17 protein-coding genes are annotated in these 18,530 nt (G+C 61.6%); 10 read left to right on the top strand and 7 right to left on the bottom strand.

Going from position 1 to position 18,530, the window contains the following annotated elements:
* The 7 genes from AB4O08_RS11545 to AB4O08_RS11515 all read left to right on the top strand — a co-directional run bounded on the left by AB4O08_RS11545 (position 1) and on the right by AB4O08_RS11515 (position 5,882).
* Complete coding sequence (locus tag AB4O08_RS11545; protein ID WP_010214150.1) at positions 1-582, top strand: alpha/beta hydrolase; 582 nt, start codon at positions 1-3, stop codon at positions 580-582.
* 50 nt (positions 583-632) lie between these two features.
* The gene (locus tag AB4O08_RS11540; RefSeq protein WP_021491626.1) at positions 633-1,559 is read left to right on the top strand and encodes a sigma 54-interacting transcriptional regulator; all 927 of its coding nucleotides are present in this window, start codon (positions 633-635) and stop codon (positions 1,557-1,559) included.
* A gap of 126 nt (positions 1,560-1,685) precedes the next feature.
* Positions 1,686-2,468: a MetQ/NlpA family ABC transporter substrate-binding protein gene (locus AB4O08_RS11535; protein WP_010214145.1), complete on the top strand. Its 783-nt coding sequence runs from the start codon at positions 1,686-1,688 to the stop codon at positions 2,466-2,468.
* A 484-nt stretch (positions 2,469-2,952) separates the two neighbouring features.
* Positions 2,953-3,618 (top strand): amino acid ABC transporter permease, encoded by a 666-nt coding sequence (locus tag AB4O08_RS11530; RefSeq protein ID WP_010214144.1) that lies wholly within the window; start codon positions 2,953-2,955, stop codon positions 3,616-3,618.
* Positions 3,599-4,258 (top strand): amino acid ABC transporter permease, encoded by a 660-nt coding sequence (locus AB4O08_RS11525; protein WP_010214141.1) that lies wholly within the window; start codon positions 3,599-3,601, stop codon positions 4,256-4,258. Before AB4O08_RS11530 ends, AB4O08_RS11525 begins: the two co-directional genes overlap by 20 nt.
* Positions 4,255-5,031 carry an amino acid ABC transporter ATP-binding protein gene (locus tag AB4O08_RS11520; RefSeq protein ID WP_010214139.1) on the top strand — a complete coding sequence of 259 codons (777 nt, stop codon included), beginning with the start codon at positions 4,255-4,257 and terminating at the stop codon, positions 5,029-5,031. Before AB4O08_RS11525 ends, AB4O08_RS11520 begins: the two co-directional genes overlap by 4 nt.
* A complete protein-coding gene (locus tag AB4O08_RS11515) occupies positions 5,028-5,882 on the top strand; it encodes a transporter substrate-binding domain-containing protein (protein WP_460114134.1) in 855 nt (284 codons plus the stop codon). The genes AB4O08_RS11520 and AB4O08_RS11515 overlap by 4 nt, the downstream gene beginning before the upstream one ends.
* Positions 5,883-5,981: 99 nt before the next feature.
* On the opposite strand, the gene AB4O08_RS11510 is transcribed toward AB4O08_RS11515, so the two are convergent.
* Positions 5,982-7,142, bottom strand: a complete 1,161-nt coding sequence (locus AB4O08_RS11510) for an AAA family ATPase (protein ID WP_031290682.1) — start codon at positions 7,140-7,142, stop codon at positions 5,982-5,984.
* A gap of 121 nt (positions 7,143-7,263) precedes the next feature.
* On the opposite strand from AB4O08_RS11510, the gene AB4O08_RS11505 reads away from it, so the two are divergent.
* Genes AB4O08_RS11505 through AB4O08_RS11495 form a run of 3 tightly spaced genes read left to right on the top strand, consistent with a single transcriptional unit; the run spans position 7,264 to position 12,475 of the window.
* On the top strand, positions 7,264-8,346 hold the full coding sequence (locus AB4O08_RS11505) for an efflux RND transporter periplasmic adaptor subunit (RefSeq protein WP_010214134.1): 1,083 nt from the start codon (positions 7,264-7,266) through the stop codon (positions 8,344-8,346).
* Positions 8,343-9,413, top strand: coding sequence for an efflux RND transporter periplasmic adaptor subunit (locus AB4O08_RS11500; protein WP_010214131.1), 1,071 nt, complete (start codon positions 8,343-8,345; stop codon positions 9,411-9,413). The genes AB4O08_RS11505 and AB4O08_RS11500 overlap by 4 nt, the downstream gene beginning before the upstream one ends.
* Positions 9,410-12,475: an efflux RND transporter permease subunit gene (locus AB4O08_RS11495; RefSeq protein ID WP_460114133.1), complete on the top strand. Its 3,066-nt coding sequence runs from the start codon at positions 9,410-9,412 to the stop codon at positions 12,473-12,475. The genes AB4O08_RS11500 and AB4O08_RS11495 overlap by 4 nt, the downstream gene beginning before the upstream one ends.
* Before the next feature lie 118 nt (positions 12,476-12,593).
* On the opposite strand, the gene AB4O08_RS11490 is transcribed toward AB4O08_RS11495, so the two are convergent.
* From AB4O08_RS11490 to AB4O08_RS11465, 6 genes are all read right to left on the bottom strand, one after another.
* Positions 12,594-13,220 (bottom strand): class I SAM-dependent methyltransferase, encoded by a 627-nt coding sequence (locus AB4O08_RS11490; protein ID WP_010214127.1) that lies wholly within the window; start codon positions 13,218-13,220, stop codon positions 12,594-12,596.
* A gap of 131 nt (positions 13,221-13,351) precedes the next feature.
* Positions 13,352-13,996, bottom strand: coding sequence for a methionine ABC transporter permease (locus AB4O08_RS11485; RefSeq protein ID WP_010214125.1), 645 nt, complete (start codon positions 13,994-13,996; stop codon positions 13,352-13,354).
* A complete protein-coding gene (locus AB4O08_RS11480; RefSeq protein WP_010214124.1) occupies positions 13,986-15,101 on the bottom strand; it encodes a methionine ABC transporter ATP-binding protein in 1,116 nt (371 codons plus the stop codon). Before AB4O08_RS11480 ends, AB4O08_RS11485 begins: the two co-directional genes overlap by 11 nt.
* On the bottom strand, positions 15,098-15,913 hold the full coding sequence (locus tag AB4O08_RS11475) for a MetQ/NlpA family ABC transporter substrate-binding protein (RefSeq protein WP_010214122.1): 816 nt from the start codon (positions 15,911-15,913) through the stop codon (positions 15,098-15,100). The genes AB4O08_RS11480 and AB4O08_RS11475 overlap by 4 nt, the downstream gene beginning before the upstream one ends.
* Before the next feature lie 53 nt (positions 15,914-15,966).
* Entirely contained in the window at positions 15,967-17,319 is a 1,353-nt protein-coding gene (locus AB4O08_RS11470; protein ID WP_010214121.1) for an LLM class flavin-dependent oxidoreductase, read from the bottom strand.
* On the bottom strand, positions 17,319-18,512 hold the full coding sequence (locus AB4O08_RS11465) for an SfnB family sulfur acquisition oxidoreductase (protein WP_047544209.1): 1,194 nt from the start codon (positions 18,510-18,512) through the stop codon (positions 17,319-17,321). The genes AB4O08_RS11470 and AB4O08_RS11465 overlap by 1 nt, the downstream gene beginning before the upstream one ends.
* Between the last annotated feature and the right edge of the window lie 18 nt (positions 18,513-18,530).

The following is an 18,530-nucleotide window of genomic DNA, read 5'->3' as shown; positions in this document are numbered from 1 at the left end:
ATGCACAGCGAGTCGATTCGTTATCTGATCGTGCCGGGCTGGCAAGGATCGCCAGAAGATCATTGGCAAAGTCATTGGCAGAACAGCCTGCCCAACAGCTCCCGCGTGGAGCAGGCCGACTGGCTGACCCCACGCCGTGAAGACTGGGTCGCCGCGCTGGCCGAGGCCATCGCCGCCGACAGCACGCCAGTGATCCTGATCGCCCATAGCCTGGGCTGCATCACCGTGGCGCATTGGGCGGCCACCGCGCCGGTGCACTTCCTGCGCCAGGTACGCGGCGCTTTGCTGGTGGCCCCGGCCGATGTCGAACGCCCGGCGTGTGCCCCCGCCTTGCGTAATTTTGCGCCCATCCCTACCGACCTGTTGCCGTTCCCGAGCCAGGTGGTCAGTTCCGACAACGACAGTGCCGTCAGTGCGCCTCGGGCTCTGGAGCTGGCACGCCATTGGGGGGCCGAAGCCGGGATTTTGTCCGGTGCCGGGCATATCAATGTGAAGTCCGGCCACCGGCGTTGGGAGCAGGGTTTCGCCTACCTCTATCGTCTGCAAAGCCGCCTTGAGCATCACGCCCGGCGCACTGCCTGAACATTTTTCAACGCCCCGTCCCTTAAGTGGATTGGGGGCGGGAGCCTGCCATGAGTCTGCATGAAACCTACGGCCAGCCGTTGCTGACCTTTCCCGACGCGGAAAAAAGCCCGCTGAGCATCCGCGCCAAGGCGCTGGTATTTGTCGATCCCCGTTCGCGGCAACTGCGCGAAGAGCTCGAAAGCCTCGCGCCGCGCGCCTTGCCCGTGTTGATTCGCGGCGAGACCGGCAGCGGCAAGGAACTGCTGGCGCGGCACATCCACCGCGGCAGCGACCGCACCGGCTTGTTTGTTTCGGTCAATTGCGGTGCCATCAGCCCGACCTACGCCGATGCCGAATTGTTCGGCTACGCAGCCGGTAGCCACAGTGGTACGGCCAGCAGCCGGGCCGGTTGGTTCGGTTCGGCGAATGGCGGCACCTTGTACCTGGACGAGATCGGCGACTTGCCATTGCCGATCCAGGTAAAACTGCTGGCCGCCCTGGAAAACCACGAAGTCACCCGCGTCGGCGCCCATCAGCCCAGCCCGGTGGATGTGCGCCTTGTCGCCGCCACCAGCATCGACCTTGCCCAGGCGGTGGCGGCCGGCAAGTTCCATGAGCGCTTGTTCCATTACTTGAGCGAAGGGCGGCTGGACTTGCCCGCACTGCGCGAGCGCGTGGGGGATATCCTGTCACTGGCCGAGTACTTCCTGGGTATCTACAGCCAGCGCCTGGACCTGCCGGTGCCGCTGATCAGCGACGCCGCCCAGCGGGTGCTTGAACACCACAGTTGGCCGGGTAATACCCGTGAGCTGGAAAACGTCATTCACTTTGCGTTGCTGGTGAGCAGCGGCGATGAAATCTTGCCCGAGCATTTGAACTTGCCGGTCGCGGGTTCGCCGTTGGAACAGGTGCAGCGGATTTTCCAAAGTGCCAGCCCCGCCGAGCAGGAAACACTGCGTAAATTCCTGCATGAACAAAATGGAATATCAACGTGAATAAAAGATATTGTTCGGGAATAAAAAATCTAGGTATTGTCCCGTTCACGCCGCGATAGCACTTCGCTGGTACCGCTCATAAAAACGGTCGTCAGAGACGCCCCGGAATTCCGATAAGGACACTGCATGAAAAAGGTTCTGTTGTTTACCGCACTGGCGGCTGCCCTGACTGCAAGCTTCGCCCAAGCCAACGAGAAACTGGTGGTTGCCGCGACCCCGATCCCGCACGCCGAGATTCTGGAGCTGATCAAGCCGACCCTCGCCAAAGAAGGCGTGGACCTGCAGATCAAAGTCTTCACCGACTACGTGCAACCCAACACGCAGGTTGCCGAGAAGCGCCTGGACGCCAACTACTTCCAGACCCTGCCGTACCTGGAAAACTTCAACAAGGGCAAGGGCACCAACCTGGTGACAGTGGTCGGTGTGCATGTTGAACCCATCGGTGGTTACTCGAAAAAGATCAAGAACATTTCCGAGCTCAAAGATGGCGCCACCGTGGCCATCCCGAACGAAGGCTCCAACAGTGGCCGTGCGCTCTTGCTGCTGCAAAAGAATGGTCTGATCACGCTCAAAGACCCGAACAATGCCCTGTCCACGCCGAAAGACATTGCCAGCAACCCGAAAAACCTCAAATTCAAAGAGCTGGAATCGGCGCTGCTGCCACGCGTGCTGGATCAGGTTGACCTTGACGTGATCAACACCAACTACGCCCTGGAAGCGGGCCTCAACCCCGCCAAAGACGCGCTGATCATCGAAGATGCCAAGTCGCCGTACGTGAACTTCCTGGTGGCTCGCCCGGACAACAAGGACAGCGACGCTATCCAGAAACTGTCCAAGGCCCTGACCAGCCCGGAAGTCAAAGCGTTCATCGAGAAGAAGTACAACGGCGCGGTAGTGCCTGCGTTCTGATGTAACCCAAACCCCCTTCAAGGTTTGACGCCGACGGCTTATTTAGCGTCGGCGTTTTTTATGGTTGGAACACCATCAAAACGGTGGGAGCGGGTTTGCTCGCGAAGGCGGTCTGTCAGTAACGGATAGGTTGACTGATCCACCGCCTTCGCGAGCAAGCCCGCTCCCACATTTGGATCTCCATTGGATTACAGAGCGCGGCTATTGAGCGCCCTGCGCAACGCCACCAACCACTTCATCAACTCCTGCGGATCCATCGGTTTCACTTCCTTCATGGTTCAATCCCTCGAATCTCAGACCCCCCAACCATAGCTGCCACCCGCCAAACCCGCGAATCCGGGGGTTATCTTTTTGGGTGATATCAATATGCTATTTGGGTATTTAAATTTTCTTTTTTATACCTTTAAAGTTCGCGCTACCCGGCGTTACCCACGCCGGATCGGATTGCGCTCGCTGCATTACCCGTGCGGCTCATGGACTGGAAATGACCTTCGATTTCGCATTTATCCTCAGCACCCTGCCGGCCTTTCTTAAAGCGGTGGGCGTGACGCTGCAAGTGGGCTTGATCGCCATTGCCACCTCGTTGTTGGTGGCGCTGATCAACGCGGCGCTGCTGGTGTTTCGCACGCCCTACCTGTCGCGCCTGGTGGCGCTCTATGTGGAACTGGCGCGAAACACGCCGCTGCTGATCCAACTGTTCTTCGTGTACTTCGCGCTGCCGGCCCTGGGCTTCAATATCTCCGGGTTCTGGGCGGCGATCATCACCCTGACTTTCCTCGGCGGCGCCTACCTCACCGAAGTGCTGCGCGCGGGGGTGGAAGCGGTGCCGTTGGCGCAGGTCGAGTCGGGCAAGTCCATCGGCCTGTCGGACTGGCAGCTGCTGCGTCATGTGATCCTGCCCCAGGCCGGCATCCTCAGCCTGCCGGCGCTGTTCGCCAATTTCATCTTCCTGCTCAAGGAGACCACCGTGGTCTCCGCCGTGGCGGTGCCGGAGATCCTCTACACCACCAAGAGCTACATCGCCCTCTACTACAAGACCTATGAAATGCTCGCCGTGCTGACACTGATCTGCGTGCTGCTGTTCTTGCCGCTGTCGCTGCTGCTCAGCCGCCTGGAAAGGAGGCTCCAGCATGGCCAGTTCGGGTCTTGAGTTGTTGTGGGTGTCGTTGCCGCAACTGGGCAAGGGCGCTGCGCAAACCCTGTCTATTTCATTCTTGAGCATCGCTTTCAGCACCGTCGGCGGCGTGCTGTACGGCGTGCTTCGCACCTTGAACAACCGGCTGATCAACGCGGTGCTGCGGGTGTACCTGGAGCTGTTCCGTGCGATCCCGGTGCTGGTGTGGCTGTACCTGCTGTTTTTCGGCCTGCCGATTTTCTTCGGTCTGAGCCTTCCGAGCTTCTGGTGCGCGGTGCTGGTGCTGTCGCTGTGGGGCGCCAGCGAAGTGGGCGAGGTGGTGCGCGGCGCCTTGCATTCGCTGCCCCGTGGCCAGCGCGAAGCGGGGTTGTCGATTGGCCTTTCCGACCCGCAACTCTACGGCTATGTGCTGCTGCCTCAAGCCCTGAAACGCATGACCCCGCCGACCCTCAACGTCTACACGCGCATCATCAAGACCAGCTCCCTGGCGGTGCTGATCGGTGTCGTGGATGTGATCAAGGTCGGCCAGCAAATCATCGAGCGCACCTATGAGTCGGTGTTGATCTACGGCGTGCTGTTCCTGTTTTTCTTCTTTATCTGCTACCCGTTGTCGGCCGCCTCCAAGGTGCTGGAACGGCGCTGGACGCAAGCATGAGCGCATTGATCGAGTTTCAGGGGTTCAACAAATTCTTCGGCGAAGCGCAGGTGCTCAAGGGCATCGACCTGAGCGTGCAACGCGGCGAAGTGGTGGTGATCCTCGGCCCCAGTGGCTGTGGAAAAAGCACCTTGCTGCGTTGCCTCAACGGCCTGGAAGTGGCCCACAGCGGCAGCCTGCGGTTTGCCGGCAATGAGCTGTTGGACAAGCAAACCGACTGGCGCCAGGTGCGCCAGGACATCGGCATGGTGTTCCAGAGTTATCACCTGTTCCCGCACATGAGCGTGCTCGACAACATCCTGCTCGGCCCGCTGAAAGTACAGCAACGCGATCCGCGCGAAGCCCGTGAGCAAGCGGAGAAACTGCTGGAGCGCGTAGGCCTGGCCGAGAAACGCGACGCCTTCCCGCGCCAGCTCTCCGGTGGGCAGCAGCAACGCATCGCCATCGTCCGCTCGTTGTGCATGAACCCCCAGGTCATGCTGTTTGATGAAGTCACCGCCGCCCTCGACCCGGAAATGGTCAAGGAAGTGCTGGAAGTGATCCAGGGCCTGGCCCGCGATGGCATGACCCTGCTGATCGTCACCCACGAAATGGCCTTCGCCCGTGCCGTCGCCGACCGCGTGGTGTTTATGGAGGCCGGTCGCATCCTCGAACAGAACACCCCCGAGGCATTCTTTACGAACCCGCAAACCGCACGCGCGCAGCAGTTCCTGGAGAAGTTCTCCTTTGTTTCAACACTGCCCAAAAAAACCAAGGAACTGGAGCTGATATGAAAAAGTTACTGCTGCCACTGTTTGCTGTTGCGTTACTGGCCGGCTGCGATAAGAAGGCCGAAGAGCCCACCAAACCTGCGGCTGCCGCCGTCAGCGCTATCGATAAGATCAAGGCGCGGGACAAGTTGATCGTTGGCGTCTTCACCGACAAACCGCCGTTCGGTTTCGTCAACGAAGCGGGGCGCTATGTCGGCTTCGATACCGACATCGGCCGCCAATTCGCCAAAGATCTGCTGGGCGATGAAAACAAGGTCGAGTTCGTGGCTGTCGAACCGGCCAGCCGCATTCCATTCCTGCAAAGCGACAAGGTCGACCTGATCCTCGCCAACATGACCGTGACGCCTGAGCGCAAGGAAGCAGTCGACTTTACCAACCCCAACCTGAAGGTCGCGGTGCAAGCCCTGGTGCCAAACGACAGCGCGGTAAAAAGCCTGAATGACCTGGCCACCCGCACCACCATCGTCACCACCGGCACCACCGCTGATATCTGGTTGACCAAGAACCACCCGGACTGGAAGCTGCTCAAGTTCGAGAAAAACTCCGAATCGCTGCAGGCGCTGTCCGCCGGCCGTGGCGATGCCTATGCCCAGGACAACCTGGTGCTGTTCAGCTGGGCCAAGCAGAACCCGGGCTACCGTGTGCTGGAAGAAAAGCTGGGTGATGAAGCACCGATTGCTCCGGCGGTGAAGAAGGGCAATACCGAACTGCGCGACTGGGTGAATGCCGAGCTGGCAAAGCTGGGCGAGGAGAAGTTCCTGCTCAAGCTCTATGACCAATATGTGCGCAAAGAACTGAGCGATGACACCAAGCCTGAAAGTGTGATTGTCGAAGGTGGGAAGTGGCAGGGCTGATAGAGCTATCGCAGGCAAGCCAGCTCCCACATTTGAATGTATTCACAGGTCAAAATGTGGGAGGGGGCTTGCCCCCGATGAGGCCGGTACAGTCACCACCTACTCCGGCCAATGCCAGGCCGGCCCATCCAGAATCCCTTGCCCCACGATCCGCGTTTCCCCCAACACCTTCTCCAGCACAATCGAATTGCACCCCTCATCCTGCTGCAACGCCGCAATCAAGCGGCTGGCATGGGACACCACCCACACCTGGCACTGCTGCGACGCCTGGATGATCAAGCGCGCCAATGCCGGCAGCAGGTCCGGATGCAGGCTGGTTTCCGGCTCGTTCAGCACCATCATGGTCGGCGGCCGAGGTGTGAGCAGCGCCGCGATCAGCAGCAGGTAGCGCAAGGTGCCGTCCGATAACTCCGCCGCCGACAGCGGCCGCAGCAAGCCCTCCTGATAAAACTCAATCGCAAAACGCCCACCCTGCAACGGCTCGATATTCAGGCGTGCGCCGGGAAACGCGTCGCTGACTGCCCGCTGCAGCGCCTCCGGGTCACCTATCTCCCGAATCGTCTGCAACGCCGCCGCCAGGTCGCGCCCGTCGTGGTGCAGCACTGGCGTGCGCGTGCCTAATTGTGGCTGGCGTACCGGCGCATCCACGTCACTGCGAAAGTGATCATAAAAGCGCCAGCCGCGAATGCTTTCGCGCAGCAGCAACACCTCCGGCGAACCGCGCAGGCTGCCGACCTGGTCAAACAGGCTGTGGTAGTTGGGTGTGTGCTGGGCGAGGACGTCCCAGTTTCGACCGTCGCGCGCACGCACCATCGGCCCTGAGCGCTGCACCAGCAGGCTGGCCGGGCGGTAGACATGGCCGGCCCAGATGCATTCTTTCTTAACCTCCGGGTCCAGGGCGAAATAGGACAGGGTCTTTTCCGGCAGCCCCAGGGAGATGGCGTAGCTGAAATCTTCGCCAGCAAAGCCCAGGCGCAGGCGCTTGACACCCTGGCGTACGACGGGCTCCACCGGCACCTCGCCGTTGTGCATGCGCCGGCTGATGGTCTCCGGCCCGGCCCAGAAGGTCGAGTCCAGCCCACCCTCCCGCGCCAGCGCATTGATCACCCCGCCCTGCGCCGTTTCCGCCAGCAGGCGCAGGGCGCGGTACAAGTTGGACTTGCCGCTGCCGTTGGGGCCGGTGACCAGGTTGAGTCGGTCCAGGGGCACTACCAATTTGTTGATCGAGCGGTAATTGGCCACCGCGAGGGTCTTGAGCATGGACATTCAGTCGGCGTGGGAACCATTGGAGTATGGGAGCCTCCATGCAGATAAGGAACCCTGAACTAAGCTCACAGTCGCATACACACTGGCACGTCGGCATCACGCACAAGGAGCCTGCATGGGCGGTCGCATTTTCACCTGTATTTTCGGACTTGGCCTGCTGACGCTACTGAGTGGCTGTGGCGAGGAGAAGGCTGAACCCAAACAGCATTCGCGGGTATTTGTGCAAACCGTGCAGTCAGCGGACTTTGCTGCGGCGGTCACGCTCACCGGCGATATTCAGGCTCGGGTGCAAACCGATCTGTCCTTTCGCGTGGGTGGCAAGATCATCCAGCGTATGGTGGACGTGGGCGACCGTGTGACCGCCAAGCAAGTGCTGGCCAAGCTCGATCCCAAGGACCTGCAGACCAACGTCGACTCCGCTCAGGCCCAGGTCGTGGCCGAGCAGGCACGGGTCAAGCAAACCGCCGCCGCCTTCGTACGCCAGGAAAAACTCCTGCCCAAGGGCTACACCAGTCGCAGCGAATACGATTCCGCCCAGGCCGCGCTGCGCAGCAGTCAGAGCGCACTGGCCGCCGCCCAGGCCCAACTGGCCAATGCCCGCGAGCAACTCGGCTACACCTCGCTGATCGCCGATGCACCTGGTGTGATCACCGCACGCCAGGCCGAGGTGGGCCAGGTGGTACAGGCCACCGTGCCGATTTTCAGCCTGGCTCGCGATGGCGAGCGCGACGCGGTGTTCAATGTGTATGAATCCCTGCTGGTGGAACCGCCACCGGATGCGCCGATCACCGTCAGCCTGTTGGATAACCCGAGCATCAAGGCTGTGGGCAAAGTGCGTGAGGTCACGCCTGCCGTGGCCGCCAATACCGGCACCGTGCAGGTGAAAATCGCCCTGCAAGCGTTGCCCAAAGGGATGGAGCTGGGCTCGGTGGTGAGCGCCACTGCCAATGGCCCGGCCAAGGCCAGTATCGAATTGCCTTGGGCTGCGCTGACGAAAGACCTCAGTGAGCCCGCCGTGTGGCTGATCGATGGCGACGGCAAGGCGCAACTGCACAAGGTCACCGTGGCGCGTTACCTCACCGGCAAAGTCATCATTGGCGACGGGCTCAAGGGCGGCGAAAAAGTCGTGGTGGCCGGCGGGCAATTGCTGCACCCCGGCATGCGGGTCGAGATCGCCCAGCAAGGAGCCCAGCCATGAAGCGCCTGACGGGGATACTCGCCGCCAGCCTGTTGCTGGTGGCCTGCTCCAAGGAAGACGCGCCGCCGGAGCCCGTGCGGCCAGTGCTGTCCATGGAAGTGAAAGCCGAGGATCAGGAAAACCTCGGCCGCTTCGCCGGCACCATCCAGGCGCGCTATGAAAGTAACCTGGGCTTCCGCGTGCCCGGTCGCATTGCCCGCCGCGTCGTGGATGTGGGCGCCGAGGTGGAGAAGGGCGCCTTGCTTGCTGTCCTGGATCCCACCGACCAGCAGAACCAATTGCGTTCGGCCCAGGGCGACCTGGCCCGCGTGCAGGCGCAATACATCAACGCCCAGGCCAACGCCCGCCGCCAGCAGGAGCTGTTCAACCGGGGCGTTGGCGCCCAGGCCCAACTGGACATCGCCCAGACTGACCTGAAAACCACCCAGGCCACACTCGACCAGGCGAAAGCCTCAGTCAATCAGGCCAACGATCAACTCCGCTATGCCGAATTGCGCACCGACCACGCCGGTATCGTCACCGCCTGGAATGCCGAGGCCGGCCAGGTGGTCAGTGCCGGCCAGCAAGTGGTGACCCTGGCGCGCCCGGATATCAAGGAAGCGGTGATCGATCTGCCGGCCGGCCTTGCCGAGCGTCTGCCGCCGGATGTGGTGTTTCTGGTCGCGGGGCAACTCGATCCGAGCGTGAACACGACCGCCATCGTGCGCGAGATCGAACCCCAGGCCCAAAGCGCCACGCGCACCCGTCGCGCACGCCTGACCTTGACGGAAACGCCGCCCGCTTTCCGCCTCGGCACGGCGATCAGTGTGACCTTGAGCACGGCCATCGCGCCACGCATCGAAGTCCCCCTGAGTGCTTTGCAGGAGGTCGACGGCAAGACCCGCATCTGGCTGCTCGACACTCACAGCCAGACCGTGCAAACGCGCGACATCAGCGTGATCAGCCGTGACGCCGACAGCGCCTTGCTCAATGACGGCGTCAAACCTGGCGAGCGCATTGTTATCGCCGGCGTGAACAGCCTGAAGCCTGGGCAAAAAGTCAAAATCGACGAGGACAGCCCGCGATGAAAAGGAGTTTCAACTTATCCGACTGGGCCCTCAAGCATCAGTCCTTCGTCTGGTACCTGATGTTCGTCGCGCTGCTGATGGGCATGTTTTCCTACATGAACCTGGGCCGTGAGGAAGACCCTTCGTTCACCATCAAGACCATGGTGATCCAGACCCGGTGGCCGGGCGCGACCCAGGAAGAAACCCTCAAGCAGGTCACCGACCGCATCGAGAAAAAACTCGAAGAACTCGACTCCCTCGACTACGTGAAAAGCTACACCCGGCCAGGCGAGTCCACGGTGTTCGTGTTCCTTAAGGACACCACCAGCGCCAAGGCCATCCCGGAGATCTGGTATCAGGTCCGCAAGAAGATCGACGACATCCGTGGCACCTTCCCACAAGGCTTGCAGGGGCCATCGTTCAACGATGAGTTCGGTGACGTATTCGGCTCGGTGTACGCCTTTACCGGCGACGGCCTGTCGATGCGTCAGCTGCGCGATTATGTCGAGCAGGTGCGCGCCGAGATCCGCTCGGTGCCGGGGTTGGGCAAGGTCGAGATGATCGGCCAGCAGGACGAAGTGATTTACCTGAATTTCTCCACGCGCAAATTGGCAGCCCTGGGGATTGACCAGCGCCAAGTGGTGCAAAGCCTGCAATCGCAGAACGCGGTGACGCCGGCCGGGGTGATCGAGGCAGGTCCCGAGCGGATTTCGGTGCGCACCTCGGGGCAGTTCGCCTCAGAGAAGGACCTGGCCAACGTCAACCTGCGGCTCAATGATCGCTTTTATCGTCTGGCGGACATTGCCGACATCAGCCGAGGCTATGTCGACCCAGCGCGGCCCATGTTCCGTTTCAACGGCAAGCCGGCGATCGGGTTGGCGATCGCCATGCAGAAGGGTGGCAATATCCAGTCGTTCGGCAAAGCCCTGCATGAGCGCATGGACGAGTTGACCGCCGACCTGCCGGTGGGCGTGGGTGTGCACAAGGTGTCCGACCAGGCAGAAGTGGTGGAAGAGGCCGTCGGCGGCTTTACCAGCGCGCTGTTCGAAGCGGTGATCATCGTGCTGGTGGTGAGCTTTATCAGCCTGGGCATGCGCGCCGGGTTGGTGGTGGCGTGCTCGATTCCGTTGGTGCTGGCGCTGGTGTTTGTGTTCATGGAATACAGCGGCATTACCATGCAACGGGTGTCGCTGGGCGCGCTGATCATCGCCCTTGGCCTGTTGGTGGACGATGCGATGATCACCGTCGAGATGATGATCACGCGCCTGGAAAAAGGCGAAACCAAGGAACAGGCGGCGACTTACGCCTACACCTCCACGGCATTCCCGATGCTCACCGGTACGCTGGTGACCGTGGCGGGTTTTGTGCCGATCGGCCTCAACGCCAGTTCGGCGGGCGAGTACACCTTCACCCTGTTTGCGGTGATTGCCGTGGCGATGCTGGTGTCGTGGGTGGTGGCGGTGCTGTTTGCGCCGGTGATCGGCGTGCATATCCTCAGTGCCAACGTGAAGCCCCACAATGCCGAGCCGGGGCGGATTGGCCGTGCGTTCAACGGCGGCATGCTGTGGGCCATGCGTAATCGCTGGTGGGCGATCGGCATTACCGTGGCGCTGTTCGTGGCGTCGGTGTTCTCCATGCAGTTTGTGCAGAACCAGTTCTTCCCATCGTCGGACCGCCCGGAGCTCCTGGTTGACCTGAACCTGCCGCAAAACGCCTCGATCAACGAGACGCGCAAGGCCGTCGATCGCCTGGAAGCGATCATCAAGGACGACCCGGACATTGCGCGCTGGAGCACCTATATCGGCCAGGGCGCGATCCGTTTCTACCTGCCCCTCGACCAGCAACTGGAAAACCCCTACTACGCGCAGTTGGTCATCGTGAGCAAGGGCCTGGAAGAGCGCGGTGAATTGATCGCCCGCCTGCAGAAGCGCCTGCGCGATGATTTCGTCGGCATCGGCAGCTACGTGCAGCCGCTGGAAATGGGCCCGCCGGTGGGTAGGCCGATTCAGTATCGCGTGTCGGGCAAAGACACTGACCAGGTGCGCAAACACGCCATCGAACTGGCAACCCTGCTGGACAAGAACAGCCACCTGGGCGAGATCATCTACGACTGGAACGAGCCGGGCAAAGTGCTGCGCATCGACATCGCCCAGGACAAGGCGCGGCAATTGGGGCTGTCGTCGGAAGACGTGGCGCAGTTGATGAACAGTGTGGTCAGCGGCGCCTCGGTGACCCAGGTGCATGACGATATCTACCTGATCAACGTGGTCGGCCGCGCCGAGGACGCCGAACGCGGTACGCCGGAGACCTTACAGAACCTGCAGATCGTCACGCCCAACGGCACCTCGATTCCGCTGTTGGCCTTCGCCACCGTGCGCTACGAGTTGGAGCAGCCGTTGGTGTGGCGCCGCGACCGCAACCCGACGATCACCATCAAGGCGTCGGTGCGTGATGAGATGCAACCTACGGACTTGGTGAAACAGCTCAAGCCTGAGATCGACAAGTTCAGCGCCGGTTTGCCGGTGGGCTACAAGGTCGCCACCGGCGGCACCGTGGAAGAAAGCGGCAAGGCCCAGGGACCGATTGCCAAGGTGGTGCCGCTGATGCTGTTCCTGATGGCGACCTTCCTGATGATCCAGCTGCACAGCGTGCAGAAGATGTTCCTGGTGGCGAGTGTTGCGCCGTTGGGGCTGATCGGTGTGGTGCTGGCGTTGATCCCCACGGGCACGCCCATGGGCTTTGTGGCGATCCTCGGCATTCTCGCGTTGATCGGCATCATCATCCGCAACTCGGTGATCCTGGTGACGCAGATTCATGAATATGAAGTGGCTGGCTATACGCCGTGGGATGCCGTGGTGGAAGCCACCGAGCACCGGCGTCGGCCGATCCTGCTCACGGCCGCAGCGGCGAGCCTGGGCATGATCCCGATCGCGCGTGAAGTGTTCTGGGGCCCGATGGCCTACGCAATGATTGGTGGGATTATCATCGCCACCTTGTTGACGCTGTTGTTCCTGCCGGCGCTCTACGTGGCCTGGTACAAAATCCGCGAGCCCAAGCAAGAGCAGCAGGAAAAACGCGGTTAAAAATGTGGGAGCGGGCTTGCTCGCGAAGGCGGTGGTTCAGCCACTATATCTGGCGACGGACACACCGCATTCGCGAGCAAGCCCGCTCCCACATTTGGAATGTATTGCCAGGTCGGCTCTACGGTTTACGCCAGACGCTGGCTAGCCAAGGCTGCTGCTCCAAAGGCAGCCCAGCCGGGCGGTAGTAATGCTCCAGCTCCACAAAACCCGCCGCCGTCAGCAGTGCTTGCCACGCCGCCAAGTCGTGATAAGACCCATACCGCGGCCCATTCCAGCCTTCCTGGTTTTCTCCGCGTGGATTGGAACTGAACAACACGCCGCCAGGTTTCAGCGTTCCATGCAGTTGCTTGAGCACACGCGGCAACTCCTGTTTGGGAATATGAAACAGCACCGCATTGGCAAACACCCCGTCGAAGCGCTCGGCAGGCAAATCCAGCTTCAGAAAGTCTTGCTGCAACACTTCACAGCCACTGTCTTCCCGCGCCATCTGCGCAAATCGCTCGGAGCCGTCGAGCCCCACGGCGATATGCCCCCTGCGCGTAAAGGTCTGCAAATCCCGGCCCGGCCCGCAGCCGAAATCCAGCACGGTAAACGGCGCTGTACCCTGGATATGCCGCAGCAGCGCGTCGATGTTCTGGCTCACGTCGTGGTCGCGGGTGCCTTCACGGAAGTCCTCGGCCACGCTGTTGTAGTGGCCGAGGGTGGTGGCGGTGATCTGGTTGAGGTCGTCGGGGGCGAGTTTCATGGGGGATGCTTCGAGGGCCAAATGCTGACTATATACCATGTCCAGTCGACTGCGCCTGACGGTGTCAAACCGATTAGATACGCGAAAACGTCACCCAACAACTGTCAGCCTTAACAGGTACAAACGAGTGCTCAGCGCTTGTTCAGCCCCCGCGCCAAGCGGTCCCCGCCCAGCTGAATCACCGCCACCAGCAGCACCAGCAGCACAATCACCGTCAGCATGATCTGCGTATCAAAGCGCTGATAACCATAGCGGTAGGCAATATCCCCCAACCCACCCGCGCCAATCGCCCCGGCCATGGCCGAGGAGTTGATCATGGTCACCAGGGTGATGGTGAAGCCGCCGACGATCCCCGGCAGCGCTTCGGGCAGCAGCACATGCCAGATGATGTGCCAGCGCCGGCAGCCCATGGCTTGTGCGGCTTCGATCAAGCCGTGGTCGACTTCGCGCAGGCTCACTTCGGCGATACGCGCAAAGAACGGCGTCGCGGCGATGGTCAGCGGCACCACCGCCGCCCACACGCCGTAAGTGGTGCCGACGATCAGCCGGGTGAACGGTATGAGCGCCACCATCAGGATCAGAAACGGAATCGAGCGGAACAGATTGACGAACGCTCCCAGTACGCGGTTCAGCGCTGGGGCTTGGTAGATACCACCCTTGTCGCTGGTGACCAGGAACACCGCCAGCGGAATCCCCACCAGCAACGCGATCAGCGACGACACACCGACCATCAACAAGGTGTCGATGGCGCCCTGCACTAAACGATCAAACCACATGGCCCAGCACCTCCACCTGTTGCGCCCAATTCCCAGCGCGGTTGCGCAGTTCTTCAGCCGTGTGCGGCGAGCCGTTCACCGCCAGCAGCAGTTGCCCGAGGGCATGCCCCTGGATACGTTCCACACCGCCTTGCAGCAAGCGCACGCGCCCGCCGAGGGCGCTGAACAACGCGGCCAGGTCCGGCTCGTCGGTATCACTGCCGGTGAATTGCAGGCGCAGCACCACTGCGGCATCGGCGGTCGCCGGTCTGGCCTGCAAACGGCTTTGCAACTCCTCCGGCAGCCCATGTTGCAGCGGTGCCAGCAGGGTTTTGCTGACCGCGTGCTGCGGATCGCCAAACACCTGCCACACCGGGCCTTGCTCGACGATGCGCCCGTGTTCGAGCACCACCACGCGGTCGCAGATTTCGCGAATCACCGCCATCTCATGGGTGATCAACACGATGGTCAGGCCCAGGCGTTGGTTGATCTCGCGCAGCAGGCCGAGGATCGATTGGGTGGTCTCCGGGTCGAGGGCCGAGGTGGCCTCGTCGCACAGCAGAATCTCCGGGTCATGGACCAGCGAACGGGCAATGCCCACGCGCTGTTTCTGCCCGCCGGAGAGTTGCGCCGGGTAGGCCTTGTGCTTGTCCTTGAGGCCCACCAGTTCCAGCAGTTCACGCACCTTCTGCTCGCGCTGCAGCTTGGGGATGCCGGCGACTTTGAGCGGCAATTCGACGTTCTGCCACACGGTCTTGGCCGACATCAGGTTGAAGTGCTGGAAGATCATGCCGATGCGCCGCCGCAGCGCCACCAGGCGGTCTTCGTCGAACGCGCCGATGTCGACCTGATCGATAAGCACGCGCCCGCTGCTGGGTTGTTCCAGGCGGTTGATGGTGCGGATCAGCGACGACTTGCCGGCGCCGCTGCGGCCGATAATGCCGAACACTTCACCGCGCTGGATCGCCAGGTCGATGCCTTGCAGGGCATGCACGGTGCCGTCGTAGGTCTTGCCCAGGTTGATAAAGCGCACATGGGCACGGTTCAAGTCAGGGTGCAGTTCTGTCTGCTCGGCGTCCCTGGGCGGCAAGCCCAGGTCGCGCACTTGGGCGTTGGCGGCGGTCATTTTTTATCTTCCCAGCCGACCTGGTAGAGCTTGCCCAGTGACTTGTCCAACGCCGCACGGACGGCGGGCGAATGCTGGTAGATGTCGACGAACTTGATCACGCGCGGGTCGGTCTTGCTCTTGGGCTGGATCACAAACTGGATCACGTACTCCGGGTGGTCAAGGCCATCGAACAGCAGTGCCGACTCGGCATCGAAGGTCTTGGACAGGCGGATATACGCCGGGTAGCCCTGCACCAGGTCGGCATCGTCATAGGCGCGTACCAGTTGCACGGCCTCGACTTGCAGGATCTTGATCTTCTTCGGGTTGGAAACGATGTCCTCTTCGGTGGCCTTGTAGCCTACGCCCGGTTTAAGGGTGATCAGCCCGGCCTTGGCCAGCAGTTGCAGGCCGCGGCCGCTGTTGATCGGGTCATTGGCAATCGCCACGCTGGCGCCCTGGGGCAGGTCGTTGATGCTCTTGTACTGCTTCGAATACAGGCCGACGTTGTTGATGATGCCCGGCGCGTACGGCACCAGGTCAAAGCCGGCGGCGGCCTTGGCGTTTTCCAGGAACGGGATGTGCTGGAAGTAGTTCACGTCGATATCCCCCGCCGCCAGGCTGACGTTGGGGGCAATCCAGTCGGTGAACTCCACCAGTTCAACCTTAAGGCCTTGCTTGCCGGCTTCGGCAACGGCGGCCTCAAGGGGAATGGCGAAGGCTGCGGTGGTGCCGATCTTCAACGGTGCCTCGGCGGCGAACACCACCGAGCTGAACAAACCCAAGGCCAGTGCCAGTGCTTTGACTGGGTGGGTAAGCAGTGTCTTTTTCATAGTCGATTTCCAGTCATAAGGTGTAGGTACGAGCAATGAGGATCTATTTTTGATTAGTGTCTGTAGGTGGAGCCGGTGTGCTGTTCGGGTAAGCGGGCGCTGCCATGGAAGACCTTTTCGCGCAGCGTGCCGTGCTCATAGGCGGTCTTGTACGACCCACGCTTTTGCAACTCCGGCACCACCAGGTCGATGAAGTCCACGTAGCTTTCCGGCGTGACGATGCGCGTGAGGTTGAAGCCATCCAGGCCGGTTTCGCTGATCCAGGATTCCAGCTCATCGGCGACCTGTTCCGGTGAGCCGACCAAGGTGATGTAGCGTCCGCCCAAGGCGTGCTGTTCCAGTAACTTGCGCCGGGTCCAGTCGTTGTTTTGCAGGTTCTTGGTGGCCGACTGGATCGCGTTGCTCTTTACGTACTGGATCGGCTCGTCCAGCTCGTACTGGGCGAAATCAATCGCGGTGGACGCCGAGAAATGTGCCACGCCGGCTTCCGCGCTGGCGTAGCTCAGGTATTCGGCGTGCTTTTCCCAGGCCAGCGCTTCAGTGGCGCCCACGATTACGTTGAGGCCCATGAACACCTTGATGTCATCCGGGTTGCGCCCGGCCTCCACGGCGCTGGCGCGTACCTTGTCCACCTGGACCTTGGTCGCGGCCTTGTTCTGCCCGCTGATAAACACACATTCGGCATGCCGGCCGGCGAACAGCAAACCACGGTCCGAACTGCCGGCCTGGAAGAGTACCGGCGTACGTTGTGGCGACGGTTCGCACAGGTGATAACCCTCCACCTGGTAGAACTCGCCGTGATGCTCGATTTTGTGCACCTTGCCCGGCTGCGCATACACCCGCGTCTGCGGATCATTGAGTACCGCGCCGTCTTCCCAGCTGCCTTCCCAGAGTTTGTACAGCACCTCCAGGTATTCATCGGCCTGGTCGTAACGGCGGTCATGCTCGACCTGCTCGGTCAGGCCCATGGCCTTGGCGGCACTGTCGAGGTAGCCGGTGACGATGTTCCAGCCGACTCGGCCACGGCTCAGGTGATCCAGCGTCGACATGCGGCGGGCGAACAGATAAGGCGGCTCGTAGGTGAGGTTGGCCGTAAGGCCAAAGCCGAGGTTTCGGGTGACGGCCGCCATGGCCGAGACCAGCAGCAGCGGGTCATTCACCGGAAGCTGGATCGACTCTTTGAGCGGCACGTCGATGGAATTCTGATAGACGTCGTACACGCCGACGATATCGGCGATGAACAAGCCATCGAACAGCCCCCTTTCCAGCGTCTTGGCCAGTTCGGTCCAGTACTCGATCGTCTTGTATTCGGTGGACGTGTCCCGTGGATGGGTCCACAGGCCATGATTGATATGCCCGATGCAGTTCATGTTGAACGCATTGAGCAGGATCTTCTTTTTGCTCATCAGATGGTCCCCCGCAGTGGTGGGTTCTCATCGTTGAGGTAATAGTTGCCCACCGCGTGATACTTCCAGCGCACCGGGTCGTGCAGGGTGTGCACGCGGGCGTTGCGCCAGTGGCGGTCCAGGCCATGTTCGGCCAGGGTCGCCTGGCTGCCTGCGAGTTCGAACAAGGTGCTGCCGGCGGCCAGGGAGATTTCGGTGCTCAAGGCGCGTACTTCGGCGACGGCGATGGAGGCGGCTGCAACAGTCTCGGCGTTGCTGTCGGCCTGGGCGCGGTCGAGGAATTCGCCCGAACGCTCCAGCAGTGCCTCGGCGGCATGCAGGCGGATGCTCAGGTGCCCGAAGCTTTTCAGGGTCAGTGGGTCGTCAGTGGCTTTGTCGGTGCCGGAATCGATCCACGGGCGGGTCTTGGTGCGCACAAAGTGCAGTGCGTCTTCAAAGGCCGCGCGGGCGATACCGGTGTCGATTGCGGCGTGGAGGATCTGCGCCAGCGGGCCGACGGTTGTAGGGCGCTCGAAGGCGCTCTGGAATGGGATCACGTCCTGTGCGGCGACCCACACGTTATCGAACACCACCGAGCCGCTGCCGGTGGTGCGCTGGCCGAAGCCGCTCCAGTCGTCGATCACGCTCAACCCTTCACTGTCACGCGGGACAAAAGCCAGTTGCTGCACGCCCTGTTCATCCACCACCGAGGTGGGGATGCGCTGGGCGTAGATCGCGCCGGTGGCGTAGAACTTGCGGCCGCTGATACGGAAACCGTCACCGTCGCGGGTGATCTTGGTGACGCGGTCGTGGGCAGTCTTGGTGCCCAGTTCCGCCAGGGCGTTGCCGAAGCGTTGGCCAGCGAGGACTTCGGCGTACAGGCGCTTTTGCTGCGCCGGGCTGCCGTTCACGCGCAGCACTTCCAGTGCATAAAAATGGTTCTGCGGGATCTGGCCCAGGGACGCATCCGCCTGGGCGATCAGGGCAATGACCTTGGCCAGGGTGACGTTGGAAACGCCCGCCCCGCCGAATGCCTTGGGTACGCTGATACCCCACAGGCCGGAGCGCGAAAACACCTCCAGTTCGGGCAGGGGAAGGCGGCGCTCGCGGTCACGCTGGGCACTGTCGCGGCGCAAATCTTCGGCCAGGTCGCTGGCGACAATAAGGGCTTGTTCGTCGCTGGTGATGACCGCGACGGGGTGAGAGAAAGTCATGGTGTTCTCCAGATGTCT

Source organism: Pseudomonas sp. H3_E07 (assembly GCF_054668895.1).
This window is presented reverse-complemented; position numbering and strand designations above follow the sequence as displayed.

Bases quoted from the DNA above. Each gene is read 5' to 3' on its own strand.
- AB4O08_RS11545 (WP_010214150.1), top strand. From the start codon at position 1: ATGCACAGCGAGTCGATTCGTTATCTGATCGTGCCGGGCTGGCAAGGA.
- AB4O08_RS11540 (WP_021491626.1), top strand. From the start codon at position 633: ATGAGTCTGCATGAAACCTACGGCCAGCCGTTGCTGACCTTTCCCGAC.
- AB4O08_RS11535 (WP_010214145.1), top strand. From the start codon at position 1,686: ATGAAAAAGGTTCTGTTGTTTACCGCACTGGCGGCTGCCCTGACTGCA.
- AB4O08_RS11530 (WP_010214144.1), top strand. From the start codon at position 2,953: ATGACCTTCGATTTCGCATTTATCCTCAGCACCCTGCCGGCCTTTCTT.
- AB4O08_RS11525 (WP_010214141.1), top strand. From the start codon at position 3,599: ATGGCCAGTTCGGGTCTTGAGTTGTTGTGGGTGTCGTTGCCGCAACTG.
- AB4O08_RS11520 (WP_010214139.1), top strand. From the start codon at position 4,255: ATGAGCGCATTGATCGAGTTTCAGGGGTTCAACAAATTCTTCGGCGAA.
- AB4O08_RS11515 (WP_460114134.1), top strand. From the start codon at position 5,028: ATGAAAAAGTTACTGCTGCCACTGTTTGCTGTTGCGTTACTGGCCGGC.
- AB4O08_RS11510 (WP_031290682.1), bottom strand. From the start codon at position 7,142: ATGCTCAAGACCCTCGCGGTGGCCAATTACCGCTCGATCAACAAATTG.
- AB4O08_RS11505 (WP_010214134.1), top strand. From the start codon at position 7,264: ATGGGCGGTCGCATTTTCACCTGTATTTTCGGACTTGGCCTGCTGACG.
- AB4O08_RS11500 (WP_010214131.1), top strand. From the start codon at position 8,343: ATGAAGCGCCTGACGGGGATACTCGCCGCCAGCCTGTTGCTGGTGGCC.
- AB4O08_RS11495 (WP_460114133.1), top strand. From the start codon at position 9,410: ATGAAAAGGAGTTTCAACTTATCCGACTGGGCCCTCAAGCATCAGTCC.
- AB4O08_RS11490 (WP_010214127.1), bottom strand. From the start codon at position 13,220: ATGAAACTCGCCCCCGACGACCTCAACCAGATCACCGCCACCACCCTC.
- AB4O08_RS11485 (WP_010214125.1), bottom strand. From the start codon at position 13,996: ATGTGGTTTGATCGTTTAGTGCAGGGCGCCATCGACACCTTGTTGATG.
- AB4O08_RS11480 (WP_010214124.1), bottom strand. From the start codon at position 15,101: ATGACCGCCGCCAACGCCCAAGTGCGCGACCTGGGCTTGCCGCCCAGG.
- AB4O08_RS11475 (WP_010214122.1), bottom strand. From the start codon at position 15,913: ATGAAAAAGACACTGCTTACCCACCCAGTCAAAGCACTGGCACTGGCC.
- AB4O08_RS11470 (WP_010214121.1), bottom strand. From the start codon at position 17,319: ATGAGCAAAAAGAAGATCCTGCTCAATGCGTTCAACATGAACTGCATC.
- AB4O08_RS11465 (WP_047544209.1), bottom strand. From the start codon at position 18,512: ATGACTTTCTCTCACCCCGTCGCGGTCATCACCAGCGACGAACAAGCC.